At 73.2% G+C, this 14,683-nt stretch carries 17 protein-coding genes and 3 tRNA genes; 3 read left to right on the top strand and 17 right to left on the bottom strand.

Features of this window, described 5'->3' with window-relative positions:
• Positions 1-46 precede the first annotated feature (46 nt).
• From ABD254_RS04955 to ABD254_RS04985, 7 genes are all read right to left on the bottom strand, one after another.
• Positions 47-2,269, bottom strand: a complete 2,223-nt coding sequence (locus ABD254_RS04955; protein ID WP_344246227.1) for an N-acetylmuramoyl-L-alanine amidase — start codon at positions 2,267-2,269, stop codon at positions 47-49.
• Positions 2,270-2,373: 104 nt separating this feature from the next.
• Positions 2,374-2,799: a MaoC family dehydratase gene (locus tag ABD254_RS04960; RefSeq protein WP_344246229.1), complete on the bottom strand. Its 426-nt coding sequence runs from the start codon at positions 2,797-2,799 to the stop codon at positions 2,374-2,376.
• Entirely contained in the window at positions 2,796-3,254 is a 459-nt protein-coding gene (locus tag ABD254_RS04965; protein WP_344246231.1) for an FAS1-like dehydratase domain-containing protein, read from the bottom strand. The genes ABD254_RS04960 and ABD254_RS04965 overlap by 4 nt, the downstream gene beginning before the upstream one ends.
• Before the next feature lie 35 nt (positions 3,255-3,289).
• A complete protein-coding gene (rpmG, locus tag ABD254_RS04970; protein ID WP_079572326.1) occupies positions 3,290-3,460 on the bottom strand; it encodes a 50S ribosomal protein L33 in 171 nt (56 codons plus the stop codon).
• An 85-nt stretch (positions 3,461-3,545) separates the two neighbouring features.
• A tRNA-Met gene (locus tag ABD254_RS04975) sits at positions 3,546-3,622 on the bottom strand.
• A 65-nt stretch (positions 3,623-3,687) separates the two neighbouring features.
• Positions 3,688-3,760 (bottom strand) — tRNA-Thr (locus ABD254_RS04980).
• Between the two features lie 131 nt (positions 3,761-3,891).
• Positions 3,892-3,973 (bottom strand) — tRNA-Tyr (locus tag ABD254_RS04985).
• A 126-nt stretch (positions 3,974-4,099) separates the two neighbouring features.
• Here ABD254_RS04985 and rarD point away from each other — a divergent pair.
• The 3 genes from rarD to ABD254_RS05000 all read left to right on the top strand — a co-directional run bounded on the left by rarD (position 4,100) and on the right by ABD254_RS05000 (position 6,537).
• Positions 4,100-5,038, top strand: a complete 939-nt coding sequence (gene rarD, locus ABD254_RS04990; protein WP_344246234.1) for an EamA family transporter RarD — start codon at positions 4,100-4,102, stop codon at positions 5,036-5,038.
• A gap of 105 nt (positions 5,039-5,143) precedes the next feature.
• On the top strand, positions 5,144-5,638 hold the full coding sequence (locus tag ABD254_RS04995) for a YajQ family cyclic di-GMP-binding protein (protein ID WP_344246236.1): 495 nt from the start codon (positions 5,144-5,146) through the stop codon (positions 5,636-5,638).
• A complete protein-coding gene (locus tag ABD254_RS05000; RefSeq protein ID WP_344246238.1) occupies positions 5,635-6,537 on the top strand; it encodes an HAD family hydrolase in 903 nt (300 codons plus the stop codon). Before ABD254_RS04995 ends, ABD254_RS05000 begins: the two co-directional genes overlap by 4 nt.
• A gap of 32 nt (positions 6,538-6,569) precedes the next feature.
• Here ABD254_RS05000 and ABD254_RS05005 read toward each other — a convergent pair whose 3' ends face one another.
• The 10 genes from ABD254_RS05005 to ABD254_RS05050 form a co-directional block, all read right to left on the bottom strand.
• Positions 6,570-7,469 carry a potassium channel family protein gene (locus ABD254_RS05005; RefSeq protein WP_344246240.1) on the bottom strand — a complete coding sequence of 300 codons (900 nt, stop codon included), beginning with the start codon at positions 7,467-7,469 and terminating at the stop codon, positions 6,570-6,572.
• A 74-nt stretch (positions 7,470-7,543) separates the two neighbouring features.
• Positions 7,544-8,437 (bottom strand): zinc metalloprotease HtpX, encoded by an 894-nt coding sequence (gene htpX, locus ABD254_RS05010; protein ID WP_344246242.1) that lies wholly within the window; start codon positions 8,435-8,437, stop codon positions 7,544-7,546.
• Between the two features lie 171 nt (positions 8,438-8,608).
• Complete coding sequence (locus ABD254_RS05015) at positions 8,609-10,021, bottom strand: FAD-dependent oxidoreductase (RefSeq protein ID WP_344246243.1); 1,413 nt, start codon at positions 10,019-10,021, stop codon at positions 8,609-8,611.
• 155 nt (positions 10,022-10,176) lie between these two features.
• Positions 10,177-10,755: a hypothetical protein gene (locus ABD254_RS05020; RefSeq protein ID WP_344246245.1), complete on the bottom strand. Its 579-nt coding sequence runs from the start codon at positions 10,753-10,755 to the stop codon at positions 10,177-10,179.
• Positions 10,755-11,408 (bottom strand): hypothetical protein, encoded by a 654-nt coding sequence (locus ABD254_RS05025; RefSeq protein ID WP_344246247.1) that lies wholly within the window; start codon positions 11,406-11,408, stop codon positions 10,755-10,757. Before ABD254_RS05025 ends, ABD254_RS05020 begins: the two co-directional genes overlap by 1 nt.
• Positions 11,405-11,977, bottom strand: coding sequence for a hypothetical protein (locus tag ABD254_RS05030; RefSeq protein ID WP_344246249.1), 573 nt, complete (start codon positions 11,975-11,977; stop codon positions 11,405-11,407). The genes ABD254_RS05025 and ABD254_RS05030 overlap by 4 nt, the downstream gene beginning before the upstream one ends.
• On the bottom strand, positions 11,974-12,585 hold the full coding sequence (locus tag ABD254_RS05035) for a hypothetical protein (RefSeq protein ID WP_344246251.1): 612 nt from the start codon (positions 12,583-12,585) through the stop codon (positions 11,974-11,976). Before ABD254_RS05035 ends, ABD254_RS05030 begins: the two co-directional genes overlap by 4 nt.
• Positions 12,586-12,587: 2 nt before the next feature.
• The gene (locus ABD254_RS05040; RefSeq protein WP_344246253.1) at positions 12,588-13,901 is read right to left on the bottom strand and encodes a hypothetical protein; all 1,314 of its coding nucleotides are present in this window, start codon (positions 13,899-13,901) and stop codon (positions 12,588-12,590) included.
• A complete protein-coding gene (locus ABD254_RS05045) occupies positions 13,898-14,185 on the bottom strand; it encodes a hypothetical protein (protein WP_344246255.1) in 288 nt (95 codons plus the stop codon). Before ABD254_RS05045 ends, ABD254_RS05040 begins: the two co-directional genes overlap by 4 nt.
• A gap of 138 nt (positions 14,186-14,323) precedes the next feature.
• Positions 14,324-14,620 (bottom strand): WXG100 family type VII secretion target, encoded by a 297-nt coding sequence (locus tag ABD254_RS05050; protein ID WP_344246257.1) that lies wholly within the window; start codon positions 14,618-14,620, stop codon positions 14,324-14,326.
• Between the last annotated feature and the right edge of the window lie 63 nt (positions 14,621-14,683).

A 14,683-nucleotide genomic window follows, 5' to 3' on the forward strand; every position in this document is an offset into this window, starting at 1 on the left:
CGGGTCTCGACAGGCTCGACCGGAGCTTCCCCCCGGGTCCGACTCGTCAGCGCGGCCAGACGGCGTCGGTCGGGTCCGAGGTGAACCTCGCCGCGGTGTACCCCGGAGCCGAGACGGTGACCCGCACGGACAGCCGCGACCGCAGGTCACGGCCGGTCACGCGGTACGTCTCGCCGGTGGCCCCGGCAACCGGCTCCCCGTCGCGCAGCCACTGATACCCGACGTGCGCGTCGCCGGGCAGGTACTCCCCCGGCTCGGCGCGCAGCACCCGGCCGGGCCGCGCGTCGCCGACCACCGACGGCCGCTCGACGTCGGTGACGACCGGGTCGTGCAGCGTGAGCTCGGCCGCGCGGGCGAACACCTGCTTGTGCGCGTACCAGAGCTGGTAGTAGGCGTCCTCGCCGCGCACGTCGGTGCGGTCGCCCGGGGCCGACCCGTCGAACGTGGTCGCCCGGTAGTAGTCCGTCGTGACGTCGTCGTCGGCGACGACGTACGCCTGGTCGGCCCCGATCGTGTACTCGATCGGCACGACGGCCTGCACCGGGACGCCCGTCCCGGCGTACGCCGCCTCCTCCGGGTACGCCCGGCCGAACACGGACGCCGCCTCGTCCCCGGTCACGGTGACCGTCTGCCCTGTGCTGGGCACGACGACCGGCCGGTCGGCGGGGTTGTGGACCCACGCGAGAGAGCCGGCCCACCAGACGCCGAGCCAGTCGCCCTGCACCCGCGCGACGACGAGCTTGTGCCCCGAGGTGATGCGCGCGCTGATGTCGCTGGCGTAGGTCGTGCCGTCGGCGCCCGCGGGCTTCCAGCCGGGGTCGCGGGCGTACGGGGCGCCGGGCGACGGGGCCTGGCGGGCGAGCACGAAGTTCGTCCCGGCCCCCGCGACGCAGCCCGGCGACCCGGGTGACGCCTGCGCGCAGCCGGTGACCGGGTTCGCGTTGTCGTCGTAGCCGGCGACCACCTCGACGACGTCCCCGGCCTCGACGTCCGTCGTCGGCGCGAGCCCGCCGCCGACCGGCGCCCCGACGAGCTCCATGTAGTGGTCCCAGTCCCAGTACGGGCCCGGGTCCCAGTGCACGTTCTTCGTGTACCCCGGCAGGATCCCCGGGATCTGGTCGTGGCCGATGATGTGCGCGCGGTCGACCGGGATGTCGTACGTGTCGGCCAGGTGCGCGACCAGCTCGGCCGAGGTCTGGTACATCGCCTCGGTGAACCAGCCCGCCGTGCCCGCCCAGCCCTCGTGCTCCAGGCCGATCGAGTGCATGTTCATGTACCAGTTGCCCGCGTGCCAGCCGACGTCCGACGGCTCGAGGTGGTTCGCGACGTGCCCGTCGGACGAGCGCAGCGTGTAGTTCCACGCGAGGTACGTCGGGTCGGTGACCAGCCGGATCGTGCCGTCGTACGACGTCTCCGTGTCGTGGATGACGATGTAGTCGATCGACGGCCCGCCGGGGCCGGTGCGGTCGGCCTGGTCGTGGTTGCCGTAGGACGTGGTGCCGTCCGGCAGGTCGGGGCTCGCCTTCGCGTACGGCGCCGGCAGCCACTCGCAGCCCAGGTGCGCCGGGCAGTCGGCGGCAGGGTCGCCCGCCTGCTGCGCCGACGTCGCGGGCGCGACGACGTCGGGTCGTGCGGCCAGGACGACCTCGCCGCCGTCGTCCGTGACGCGCTGCTGCCCCTCGTTCAGGGTGGTCAGGACGCGGTCGGCGAAGGTCGGGACGTCGCTGATGCGCGCCACGGCCGTGCCCCAGGCCGCGAGCGGCGCGTCGGCGCCACGCCCCGCGTCCCGCTGGTAGGAGGCGAGCAGCGCAGCGCCGGCGCAGACGTTCGCGCCGGCGTCGGCACGGAGCCGGTCCGCGGTGAGGCCGGTGAGCGCGGCGGCGCGGTTCAGCTCGCTGACGGCCTCCCGAGCGCCCGCGCCGTCGCCGGCGGTGGCGTCCTTGCCCGCGCCGTCGGGCACCTCGGTGACGTGGTCGGCCAGGTTGAAGACCCCGTAGCCGCCGTCGGTGCTGGGCACCCCGGCGTGCTGGTCCCAGCGGGACTCCATCCAGGAGACGGCCTTGAGCAGGTCGGCGGGGACGCCGGTCGCGTCGCTCGCGGCGGCGAAGGCCCCCTCCCGGTCGGGGGCCGCGACGACGGCGTCGCAGTCCACGGAGGCAGGCGGGGCGGCGGAGGGCCCGGCGCCGGCGGTGAACGCCGGCGCCGCGACCAGGGGGATCAGGAGCCCGGCCACGGCCAGGCCGGTGGTGCGTCGTCGTACGGATCTCACGGGGAGCGCTCCTCTCGATGACGGTGCACGCGCACGGGTGCGCGCACACGGTCATCGAACCGTGAAATCTGCTTTCAGGGGAAGGGGGCGCGCGAAAATCTCCGTCAGAGACGGACGACGGCCTGCGCCCGGCCCAGCACCTTGACGCCGTCGTGGGTGACGGTGAGGTCGATCCGCGCCGTGCCGGCGTCGGCGTCGGTCGCGCCGACGGTCGCGGTCACCTCGACCGCGGCGGTGCCGCGCGCGGGGACGGGGACCGGCTTCGTGAAACGGGTCTGGTAGGAGATCACGGCGCCCGGGTCGCCGGCCCAGTCGGCGACCACGCCGACGACGGAGCCCATGGTGAGCATCCCGTGCGCGATCACGCCCGGGAGGCCGACCTCGGTGGCGAACGACTCGTCCCAGTGGATGGGGTTGAGGTCGCCGGAGGCGCCGGCGTACCGGACCAGGTCGGCGCGGGTGAGCTCGATCGTGCGGGTGCCGACGACGTCGCCGACGGTCAGCTCGGTCAGCACGGGGCGCTCGCTCATCGGGCCTCCTCCCCGCGGATGACGAGGCTGGAGAGGACGGTCGTCACCGGCTCGCTCCCCTCGTCGCCGACCGCCGCGATCTCGCAGCGGGTGGTGACCATCGCGATGCCGGCGCGCTCGGTGACGGAGTCCACGTGCAGCACCGTGACCAGCTCGTCGCCGGCGACGATCGGACGGTGGTGCGTGAACCTCTCGTCGGCGTGCACGACGCGCGAGAAGTCGACTCCGGCCTCCGGGTCCTGGACGTACTGCGCCTCGGCGCGCTGCGCGACCACGACGGCGAACGTCGGGGGCGCTACCAGGTCCGGATAGCCCGAAACCCGCGCCGCCACGAGGTCGTGGTGCGCGGGGTGGGTGGCGCCGACGGCGGTCGCGAACGCACGGATCGCCTCGCGACCCACGCTGTAGGGGGCCGTGACCGGGTACTCCCGGCCCGCGAAGGATGCGTTCGCCACGTCGGCGTGCAGGCGTGCGTTGCCCGGAGGCAGCGTCAGCGAGTCTCGCGGTGCGACGTGTGCTTGCCGCAGCGCGGGCAGAACTTCGCCAGCTCGAGACGGTCCGGGTCGTTCCGGCGGTTCTTCTTCGTGATGTAGTTCCGCTCCTTGCAGTCCACGCAGGCGAGCGTGATCTTCGGGCGGACGTCCGCGCTCTTGGCAGCCATGGTGTGTCACCTCTCGCGCCCCCGGAAGGCGCCACGTGCGTCAAGGAACATGCGGTCCGGCGCCGGCCGTCGAACCGTGGTGGTTTGGTAGCGAGGGCGGGGCTCGAACCCGCGACCTCACGATTATGAGTCGTGCGCTCTGACCAGCTGAGCTACCCCGCCGCGCGTGACTGAACGCGGAACCGCCCGCCCGGTGTACCGGTGGACGGCCCCGCATCATGTCACAGAGCCCCGAAAGGGAATCGAACCCTTGACCTTCTCCTTACCATGGAGACGCTCTGCCGACTGAGCTATCGGGGCAGCGGAGAAGACTTTACACGGCTTCCGGCACCTGGCGAAATCCGTCGGATCACGCCGTCCGCCGGACCGTCAAGGCCTTCTCCGGACGTCGGACGGGGCGTCACCGGTGGGTGACACCCCGTCCGTCGCGGTGGCAGGTGAGGGATTCGAACCCCCGAAGGCTGAGCCGTCTGATTTACAGTCAGATCCCTTTGGCCGCTCGGGCAACCTGCCGTGCAAGACCGCGCACGATCTCGCGGGTAGAACCATAGCGCCCCCGCAGCCCGGTCGTGAAATCAGCACGGCGTGGCCCCGGTCACGCCCCGCCGTCGGCGCCGCCTCGCGGCCTACAGTGAGGCCGTGACGCCCCCCTCCTCCCCCGACCGCTGGGGGTTGCCCCTCGGCCTGTCGGCGTTCCTCCTCTGGGGCGCGATGCCGCTGTTCTTCCCGCTCCTCGAGCCGGCCGGCGCGGTCGAGATCATCGCGCACCGGGTCGTGTGGAGCCTGGTCTTCTGCCTGGTGCTGCTGGCCGCCACCCGCACGTTCCGGTCGTTCGTCGCCGCGCTGCGAGCCCCCCGCACGCTCGGCGCGCTGGCCGTCGCGTCGGTGCTGATCCTCGTGAACTGGACGACCTACGTGTACGCGGTGCTGTCGGGGCACGTGCTCGACGCCGCCCTCGGGTACTTCATCAACCCCCTGCTCACGGTGCTGCTCGGCGTCGTCGTGCTGCGGGAGCGCCTTCGCGTGGCCCAGTGGGTCGCGCTCGGGTTCGGCGCCGCCGCCGTCGTCGTGATCTCCGCGGGCGTCGGGGGGCTGCCGTGGATCGCGCTGACCCTCGCCGGCGCCTTCGGCCTCTACTCGCTCGTGAAGAACCGCGTCGGGCGGGACGTCGGAGCCCTGCCCGGCCTCGCGGTCGAGACCGCGGTCGCGACCCCGTTCGCGCTGGGCTACCTGGCCTGGCTCGGCGCGACCGGCGTCGGCACCTTCACGACCGAGGGCGCCGGCCACGCGCTGCTGCTCGCCGCCTGCGGCGTCATCACCGGGCTGCCGCTCCTGCTGTTCTCCGCGGCCGCGCGGCGGCTCCCGCTGTCCGTCGTCGGGATGCTGCAGTACCTCACGCCGGTGCTGCAGTTCCTGCTGGGCCTCCTCGTCTTCGGCGAGCACATGCCCCCGACCCGCTGGGCGGGCTTCGCCCTCGTGTGGGTGGCGCTCGTCGTCCTCACCGTCGACGGCACGCACCATGCGCGCGCCGCGCGCCTCGCCGCGCGCGCCCGGAGCGCCGTCGGCGACGCCGCCTGACCGGCCTCCGTCTCGGACCGCAGCTGCACCGCCGCGCGGATCCCGGCTGCCGGTCGCACTACGGTAGGTCGTGACCCAGTCCGTCCCGAGCCGAAGGAGCCCCACGTGGCCGACTCGTCGTTCGACATCGTGAGCAAGGTCGACCGCCAGGAGGTCGACAACGCCCTCAACCAGGCGGCCAAGGAGATCTCCCAGCGCTACGACTTCAAGAACGTCGGCGCGTCCATCACCTGGAGCGGCGAGAGCATCGTCATGGTCGCCAACTCCGCCGAGCGCGTGAACGCGATCCTCGACGTCTTCCAGACCAAGCTCATCAAGCGCGGCGTCTCGCTCAAGGCGATCGACACCGGCGAGGGCGAGCCCCAGCCCTCCGGCAAGGAGTACCGCCTCGGCGCCACCCTCAAGGAGGGCCTGTCCGGCGAGAACGCGAAGAAGATCACCAAGCTCATCCGCGACGAGGGTCCCAAGGGCGCCAAGACGCAGATCACGGGCGACGAGGTGCGCGTGTCCAGCAAGTCGCGCGACGACCTGCAGTCGGTCATCGCGCTGCTCAAGGCCGCCGACCTCGACGTCGCGCTGCAGTTCATCAACTACCGGTGACCCTTCCCCGGCTGGTCGCGACCGACCTCGACGGCACGCTCCTGCGCTCCGACGGGACCGTCTCGGAGCGCACCCGGCGAGCGCTCGGGGCCGCCGAGGCCGCCGGCGTCGAGGTCGTGTTCGTCACCGCCCGGCCGCCGCGCTGGCTCGACGCCCTCGCGCACTGCGTCGGCGGGCACGGGCGCGTGATCTGCCTCGGCGGGGCGGCCGTGTGGGACCTCGCCGACGGCCGCGCCCTGGAGGTGCACGGGATCGACGACGACGTGGTGGGCCCCCTGGTCGCCGACCTGCGGGCCGCGGTCCCCGGCGTCGCGCTGGCGGCCGAGCGCGTCGACGGGCCGGCGTTCGACCCCTGGTTCCCCGTCGGCGAGCCCGACCTGCCCGCCCGGCTGCGGGCCGTCCCGCTCGAGGAGGCGCTCGCCGACGGGGGCGGGCCCGTCACCAAGCTGCTGGCGGTCCGTCCGGGCACGCCGACCCAGGGCTTCGGCGTCGTGCAGCGCGGGCACGTCGACGACGCCGCCCAGGACGCCTTCTTCGAGCAGGTCCGCTCGGTGGTGCCCGGCCGGGCGGAGCTGCACTTCTCCGGCGCCGCGGGGCTGGCCGAGCTGCTCGCGCCCGGCGTGACGAAGGACGTCGCGCTCGCCCGGTGGTGCGACCGGCTCGGGATCGACGCCCGCGACGTGTGGTCCTTCGGCGACATGCCGAACGACCTGCCCATGCTGCGCTGGGCCGGCCGCGGTCACGCCGTCGCCAACGCCCACCCGGAGGTGCTCGCCTGCGCCGACGCCGTCGTCGCGTCGAACGACGACGACGGCGTCGCGACCGCCCTCGAGGAGGCGCTCGCCGCCAGCGCCCGGACGGGCGTGACCTCGGACGGGCGGGACGCCGGACGGGCGTAGGTCGTCGGGAACGGCCGGCACGCTCCGCGCGATCAGTCCGGTCGATCCCCTCGCCGCTCGTCCGCCTCGCCGGCCTCCTCGCGCGGGGGGTCGGCCTCACTCCGGGAGGAGACGATCTCCGCCCGGAGCTCCTGGACCTCGGCCACGAGCAGCGCGACCTGCGCCTGGGAGACCATGCCGAGGTCGGCGCGGCCCTGGGCGTCGGGACGCTCCGGGGAGGCCGGAGCCGCCGGGCCGCCGCGCGGGCCCGCGGCGACCCGCTCGACGAGCCAGGACGACAGCGTCGCCGTGACGACGCCGAGCAAGGCGATGCCGCCGAGCATGAGGCAGACCGCGATGACCCGGCCCAGCGCGCTCACGGGGGCGTAGTCGCCGTACCCGACGGTGGTGATCGTCACCATCGCCCACCAGAAGCCGTCGCCGAGGTTGACGATGCTCGCCCCCGGGGCCCCGCGCTCCGCCTGCGTCACGGTCAGTGCCCCGACGAGGACCAGGAGCGCAGTCCCCGCGACCGCGAACCGCACCACCCGGCCGCGCAGGCGCACGATGTTCGCCCGGTTGAGTCGCATCACCACCGAGATCAGCAGCAGCGGTCGCAGCACCGGGAGCACGACGACCGCCAGCTCCAGCGGGTGGCTGCGCACGTACACCCAGGTACGGGGCGCCAGCCGCGTGCGGACCACGTAGTCGACGACGAACAAGAGCCACGTCAGCGCCAGGACGGCGGTGCACGCCGTGCGGACGTCCGACGGCGCGGCGGGCCAGGCGATGGGCACTCCGTACGCGACGAGGAACAGCAGCGCCAGCGCGGTCAGCGGCCGCTCGGTGCGCGACTGCCAGCGGCGCAGGCGCTCCTTGCCGACGTCCGGGTCCGGGCGTGCGGACGACGGACGCCCGGCCGGGGCGGGCGGAGTGGGCAGGTCGCGGGACATCGCAGGTCAGCCTGCCAGAAGGGCCCGCGAGTCGCCCGCGGGCGCGCGACGCCTCGGCGGCGTTCCTCGCGGGCTCAGTAGCGCGTGATGCCGCCCGGGCCGAAGTCGGTGCCGCCCGCCATCTTCTCGAGCCGGGCGATGCGGTCGGCCATCGGGGGGTGGGTGGAGAACATCTTGGCCATGCCGGCGCCGCGGAACGGGTTGGCCAGCATGAGGTGAGAGACGTTCTGGAGCTCGCGCGTCTGCGGCAGCGGCGCCTTCGCGGTGCCGGACTCGAGCTTGCGCAGGGCGGAGGCGAGCGCCATCGGGTCGCCGGTGAGCTTGGCGCCGTCCTCGTCCGCGTCGTACTCCCGGGTGCGGGAGATCGCCATCTGGATCATCATCGCGGCGAACGGCGCCAGGATCGCCATCGCGAGGGCGGCGAGCGGGTTGCCGCCCTCGCGCCGGTCGCCGCCGCCGAAGATCAGCAGGAACTGCGCCAGCGACGTGATGACGCCCGCCATCGCCGACGCGACCGACGACGTGAGGATGTCGCGGTTGTACACGTGCATGAGCTCGTGCCCGAGCACGCCGCGCAGCTCCCGCTCGTCGAGCAGCCGCAGGATGCCCTCCGTGCAGCAGACGGCGGCGTTCTTGGGGTTGCGCCCGGTCGCGAAGGCGTTGGGTGCCTGCGTGGGCGAGATGAAGAGGCGCGGCATGGGCTGGCGCGCCTCCGTGGAGAGCTCGCGCACGATGCGGTACATCTCCGGGGCCTCGAGCTCCGTGACGGGGTACGCGTGCATCGCGCGGATGGCGATCTTGTCGGAGTTCCAGTAGCCGACGAACGTGGTGATCAGCCCGATCGCGACGAACAGGACCAGCATGCCCGCGCTGCTGCGGAAGAACAGCGCCCACAGGCCGAGGACCACGGCCCACATGACGCCGAAGAGCGCCGCCGTCTTGAGACCGTTGAAGTGCTGGTGGCCCATGTGCTCTGCCGTCTCCTTCCGTGCTCCCGCCGGCGCGGGCGCGCCCGGCAGGATCCCACGGGTGGAACGCTCCGGCGGCCCGCCGGGTTCCCGCCCCCGTGGGTCGAGCCTGTCGAGACCGGGTCCTGGGTCTCGACAGGCTCGACCGGCGGGCCGGGAACCCGGTCCGTGTCAGGAGGACGCGCGGCGCTTGGCGACGTCGAGCATCTCCTCGCGCGGCACGACCTTGATGCGCTCGCGGCCGTGCGGCTCACCGAGGGCGCGCTCGTGCGCGTCCAGCACCTCGAAGTCGGACCACTCGACGACGTCCACGCCGCGGTCGGCGAGGAAGTCGAGCACCGCCTGCGGGTCGGCCTGCGTGGCCGTGCGACCGCCGGTCAGGTCGCCCGTGGCGACGTCGCCGCCGTCCCCGACGCCGGTGACGTCCTCGACGAGGTGGCGGATCGTCTCGGACGCGTCGGACTTGGTGTGCCCGATGAGGCCGACCGGTCCGCGCTTGATCCACCCCGTGGCGTACACGCCGGGCAGGTGGTCGCCGTCCATGTCGACGACGCGGCCCTCGCGGTTGGAGATGACGCCCTTGAGCTCGTCGAACGGGATCTCCGGCAGCGGCGAGCCGAAGTAGCCGACGGCCCGGTAGACCGCCTGCACGGGCCAGTCGTGGAACTCGCCCGTGCCGCGGACCGTGCCGTCGCCCTGCAGGGCGGTGCGCTCGGTCCGCAGCCCGGTCACCTTGCCGTCGTCGCCGGTGATCTCGGTCGGCGCGTGCAGGAAGTGCAGGTGGATGCGGCGCGACGCGGACTGGGTCGCCGGGTCGACCAGGGTCCAGTCCGTGAGCGTCTTGACGACCTGCTTGGTCTGGTTGGACGACTCGACGGCGGCCATCGAGCCCTCGTCGAAGTCGTAGTCCTCCGGGTACACGACGATGTCCACGTCGGGGACGTGGCCCAGCTCGCGCAGCTCCAGCGGCGAGAACTTCACCTGGGCCGGGCCGCGGCGCGCGAAGACGTGCACGTCGGTGACCGGCGACGCCTCAAGGCCCTCCTGGACGTTGGCCGGGATCTCCGTCGGCATCAGGTCCTTGGTGTGCTTGGCCAGGATGCGCGCGACGTCGAGCGCGACGTTCCCGGCACCGAGCACCGCGACCTCCTTGGCCTCCAGGGGCCAGGTGCGCGGCACGTCCGGGTGCCCGTCGTACCAGGAGACGAAGTCGGCGGCGCCGTACGAGCCGTCGAGATCGATGCCCTGGACGGGCAGCGCCGCGTCGCGGATCGCGCCGGTGGAGAAGATCACCGCGTCGTAGAACTGGCGCAGGTCGTCCAGCTTGAGGTCGACGCCGTAGTCCACGTTGCCCAGCAGGCGGACGTCACCGCGGCTGAGCACCTTGTGCAGCGCGACGATGATCTGCTTGATCCGCGGGTGGTCGGGCGCGACGCCGTAGCGGACGAGGCCGAACGGCGCGGGCAGGCGTTCGAAGAGGTCGATGCTCACGTCGAGGTCGGTCTTCGACAGGATGTCCGCGGCGTAGATGCCGGCGGGACCTGCGCCGACGATGGCGACGCGCAGAGGTCGGGTGCTGCTCACGACGAGATACGCCTTCCGGATCGGGGCTTCGTGACGTTCGATTCTAGGAGGACTCTCCCGGTTTCGAGGTGAGGGTTACCTCACCGTCCAGGGTCCAGCCTTACCCAGGGTGCCACAACCGTCTCGTCAACTGAACAGGCCGTCTCGCCCATCGGTCATTCGAGGCCGATCTGCCGGACCGCCCGGGGCACGTCGTCGGCCACCATGCCGCCGGTCGCGCGCAGCGGCCGGTACGCCGGCACCACCGTCACCGCCGCGACGCCGTCGGACACCCGCAGCGCGGGCGTCTCGCGGGAGCCGTACACGGCGCGCGTCTCGTCCACGCCACCGGGCACCCGGCGGACCACCCAGCGCGGCGCCTCCTCGCGCCGCACCCAGACCTCGACCCGGCCGTCCGCGACGGCGAGGGCCGCCGGGCTGCCGCCCAGCGCCGCGATGCCGGTCGTGGCCGCACCGGCGGCCGCCGCCTGGTCGAGCGTCTCGGCAGTCGTGAACACCGGGACGACGAGAGCGCCCGGCCGCAGGCGCGCGACGTGCGCCGCCACCGCGCCCGCACGACGCACGACGACCGCGAGCGTCACCACGACGACCAGCGCGACGACCAGCAGCGCGATCCACAGCGCGGCGTCCTCGACGCCGTCCCGCCGGACCGTGACCACCAGGCGCGCCACCGCGACGACGAAGAAGGCGACGAGGGCGCCGAGATAGGTCCTGCGGCGCGACCGGGCGTCCATCACTCCTCCCCGCGGACGACGGGGTGCAACGACAGCACGATCGCGTCGAACAGCTCGAGCATGGCCGAGCGGAGCGGCACGAACGGCGTGGAGAACGACACGTGGAGCACCGGTTCGAGCCCCCGGCGTCCCGTCCAGTAGTCGGCGCGCAGCTCGGGCAGCACCGGGTTGCCGTCCGCGTCCGTCCGTTCGATCTCGCTCTGCCGCACTCCGCGCAGCACCCAGCCGTCGTCGAGCGTGCGGCGGTCGACGTCCGCGCCGGAGAGCGACCCCGAGATCCGGGCGAGCAGCTCGTCGACCTCGGTGCCCTCCCCCACCTCGACGGGGAACACGGCCATCGTGCCCGTGATCGCCACGTCGCCGACGTCCATGCTGAACACGGTGAGGCCGATGGCCCCCTGCTCGGCCGCCCCGTGCGCGGCACGCGACAGGTGCTCGCGCGCCTCGCGCCGCACGCGCGCGCGGTCGTCCCGGCGCCCCAGCCGGCGCAGGACCACGGCGCGGGCGCGGTCGTCGATGCGCTCCGGGTCGTCGAGCGGGACCGCCCACCATCCGTTCGGGTAGACGAAGGCCCAGTGCGTCGCCGCAGCGGCGAGCAGCTCCGGGTCCCGCCCCTCGGGCACCCCTGCGCCGGCGGCAGCACCGACCGTCATCGGACCTCCTCCCCGAGCCAGCTCTCCCAGGCCTGCTCGTGCACGCCGACGTCGTGCCACATCGCGAGCGCGGCGAGACCGATGAGCAGCGCGACCCCGACGACCAGCGCGGCCCCCCACCAGAAGGCGCGTCGCAAGGTGGCGGCTCGTCCGAAGCCGTGTGCCAGGTAGAGCGCCAGGAGCACCAGGGCGACGACGACCGCCACCACGGCGGCCACCACCAGGCCCCCCGGCACCTGCCCTCCCGGCGGCGGGCCGGAGGGCAGGGGCTGGCCGGCGTGCTCGAGCCCGAGCCACACGTCGTACGCGTCCAGCGCCAGCTCGTCCAGGGCGTTCTCGTAGCGGGACGAGGCGTAGGCGAGCGCCAGCGCCAGCGCCATCACCGCCGCGGCGCCGCCGCCGAGCAGGTAGGCCGGGGTCAGCGAGCGCGCGTCCGCGAAGGTCTCCCGGACCCGGGGGAGCCGGCGGACGCCGTCGAGGACGAAATAGGCGAAGAAGAGGACGGCGATCACCAGCACCGTCACGGTCACCGTGCCCAGGGGCCCCGTGCCGTCGGTCGGCGGCGTCACTCCCCGTCCTCGGCGATCGAGTAGACCGAGCCCTGGACGAGGGCCGTCAGCTCCTCGTCCACGTCGTCCATGAGGTGCGGGAACGGGGTGTCGCACTCGATCTCGACCACCTCGTCCTTGACCACGGGGAAGAGGGTGATCCGCCAGGTGTGCAGCAGGACCCCGGTCTCGGCGTCCGTGGAGTCGAGGAGCTGCACGAGCATCGGACCGCTCTCGGTCTCGACGCCCTCGCAGGAGTACCCGCTGATCGTCACGCCGCCGAGCCGGGGCACCTTCCGGCCCTGCTTGACGGCCTTCTTGAAAGCCTTGTGCGGGTCCCCCCGGTCGCCGAACGTGCGCAGCAGCAGGCTCGCTGTGGGGCGGTGGTCGTTCTTCTCGGGGCACCAGATGCCGGCGCCCCAGGCCCGGCCGTCCGCCGTCGCCCGCTCGTCCACCGCGCGCACCGCCGCGATGACGGCGTCGTCGTTCTCCCCGCCGGGCACCTCGGCGGCGACGTCTCCCCACCCCGCAGGGTTGAGCCCGGCCGCCCAGAAGACCCACCCGGCACGCTCCGGGAAGGCGAAGACCTCCGCCTCCTGCCACGGCATCCGTGTCGCGTCGTCCGGCATGGTCACCAGGTCCTGGAGTCGCGGTAGAGCAGGGTGCCGTTGCCGACCACGTCGCTGGTGAACGGTGCGACGACCGACCCGAACGAGCCGGCACGCCCCGGGTTCCACGAGCTCAGGCGCGCGAGCGACTCCGTGACACCCGTGGCCCGGCCCGCGAACTGCGGCACGACGTTCACGTTCCGCAGAGCCTGCAGACCGCGAGCCGCCTCGCCGTGCCCCATGAAGTTCATGATCCAGGCCCGGCCGCGGAGCCCGGAGAAGGACCGGGCACCCGCGCGGACCCAGCTCGTCGGCTTGTACCAGGACACCGGGGCGCTGCGGAAGCCTGCCGTCGCGCGGCTCCACGCGTTCCGCACGACCGACCTCGTCTGCGGGCTGCCGAACCGGCTGATGTTCTGCGTGAGCCGGCTCTGCCGGGACACACCCTGCGCGAGCCCGCGCACACCCCGTGCCTTCGCCAGCGAGCCTGCGACCCGCCCCACGCCGAACGTGGCGACGGCGACCACCCCGAGGAGGACGTTGACCCAGTCCCCCTCGCCGTGCGCGACCAGGGCGATGTCCGCGACCAGGGCGACCACCGTCGCGACGAGCGCGACGACCGCCAGGACCTGTCCCAGGACGGGCACCCAGCCCAGCAGGAGCGCGGCGATACCGGCCCACATCGCGATCTTCCCGACCCATTTGGAGACGAAGTTCGCGACGGCGGAGCCCCACTTCTCCCACCAGCCGTCGTTGAGGTCGTCCGCCTCGACCGACTCGGAGATCGTGCCCGCCGCCGTCCCTGCGTCGCCGCGCCACTGCGAGACGATGCCCGGCAGCTCGCCAAGGATGCCGTTCAGCGCGGCGCGGGCGTCGCTCACCTCGCCGTCGGCGGCCGCCTTCGCGCGCCACGCGTCCGGGTCGGGCCCGTCGGCCGATCCCTGGGACTGCTGGACGGCGTCCTCGTAGCTCGACTCCGCGGTCGACGCCGTCCGCTCGGCGGAGTCCAGCCGGTCCTGGGCGTCGCGCGCACGGCCCAGCAGCTCCAGGGCCGCGTCCTTGGCCTCCTGGTGCTTCGTCGCGTAGACCTTGAGCGCACCGGCGACGGCCTCGTACCTCGACCGGGCCTTGACGACCTCGCCGCGCACGTCCTCGGCCTTGGACCGCAGGGCCTCGACGGCCTCGGACGTGAAGCCCTCCATGTCCTCGATGACGCCCAGCGCCCGGTACGCGTCGCCCATGGCGGACGCGACGTCGCCGTAGTGCACCGCCGCCTCGCGGGAGACGTCCGGGTCGCCGGGGATCGGGTCGGCGTGGGCCAGCGGCTCCCAGCTCACGACTCGCCCTCCAGGCTCGCGGCGAGGTCACGGTCGAGCCCCCGGAACTCCGACGCGACCGCGCCGGTGAGCTCGGCGAGGTTGGCGATGCTCTCCTGCATCGTGCTCCGCCGCTCCTTCCAGTCGTCGGCGAACGCGTTGATCGCGTCGGCCAGCGTCTCGTCGCCGACGGCGTTCGCCACCGTCTGCGCGTACCGGTCCGCGTCGTCGAACTCCCGCGCGACGACGTCCAGGTTCGACGCCGTCTCCTCGATGAGGTCGGTGTCCACCACGAGGTCTGCCAAGACTCCCCCTCCGTGCCTCCGGCATGGCGGCGTGCAGCGTACTGGCCTGCGGCTCGGCACCGCAGGCGACGAGGGGCGGCCCGGAAACCGGACCGCCCCCCAGACTCACCGGCACGAGGCCGGCGACGGTGACTGACGTCAGCCGCGGATGCCCTGCGCCAGCTGCGAGTCCGCGTCGGACAGCGTCTGCGCCGCCTGCTCCAGGAACGACGCCATACCCTCGAGGCCCTCGATGGCCTGCGTGGTACCCGTCGTGAACTCCTCGTACGAGGTCTGGAACGCACCCGACGCCTGGTCCGTCACGAAGCCCGACGACACCAGGTTGTTCACCTGCGTCTGCAGGTTGTGCAGGATGTCGGTCATCTGCTGCTGACCGTTGCGCAGCTGACCCGCCTGCGACCGCAGCTCGTCGTACGTGACGTTCATGTTCGCCATGAGAAGCTCCTCAGCTCATCGGTGGTTCGGCCGGCCCCCTACGGCAGCCGATCCGTCGTCCAC

This window comes from Isoptericola hypogeus (assembly GCF_039531145.1).
Classification (GTDB): Bacteria; Actinomycetota; Actinomycetes; order Actinomycetales; family Cellulomonadaceae; genus Isoptericola; species Isoptericola hypogeus.

Coding starts and splice junctions, on each gene's coding strand:
- ABD254_RS05050 (WP_344246257.1), bottom strand. CDS start 14,620: ATGGCGAACATGAACGTCACGTACGACGAGCTGCGGTCGCAGGCGGGT.
- rpmG (WP_079572326.1), bottom strand. CDS start 3,460: ATGGCTGCCAAGAGCGCGGACGTCCGCCCGAAGATCACGCTCGCCTGC.
- ABD254_RS04960 (WP_344246229.1), bottom strand. CDS start 2,799: ATGAGCGAGCGCCCCGTGCTGACCGAGCTGACCGTCGGCGACGTCGTC.
- ABD254_RS05035 (WP_344246251.1), bottom strand. CDS start 12,585: ATGCCGGACGACGCGACACGGATGCCGTGGCAGGAGGCGGAGGTCTTC.
- ABD254_RS05025 (WP_344246247.1), bottom strand. CDS start 11,408: ATGACGGTCGGTGCTGCCGCCGGCGCAGGGGTGCCCGAGGGGCGGGAC.
- htpX (WP_344246242.1), bottom strand. CDS start 8,437: ATGGGCCACCAGCACTTCAACGGTCTCAAGACGGCGGCGCTCTTCGGC.
- ABD254_RS05020 (WP_344246245.1), bottom strand. CDS start 10,755: ATGGACGCCCGGTCGCGCCGCAGGACCTATCTCGGCGCCCTCGTCGCC.
- ABD254_RS05005 (WP_344246240.1), bottom strand. CDS start 7,469: ATGTCCCGCGACCTGCCCACTCCGCCCGCCCCGGCCGGGCGTCCGTCG.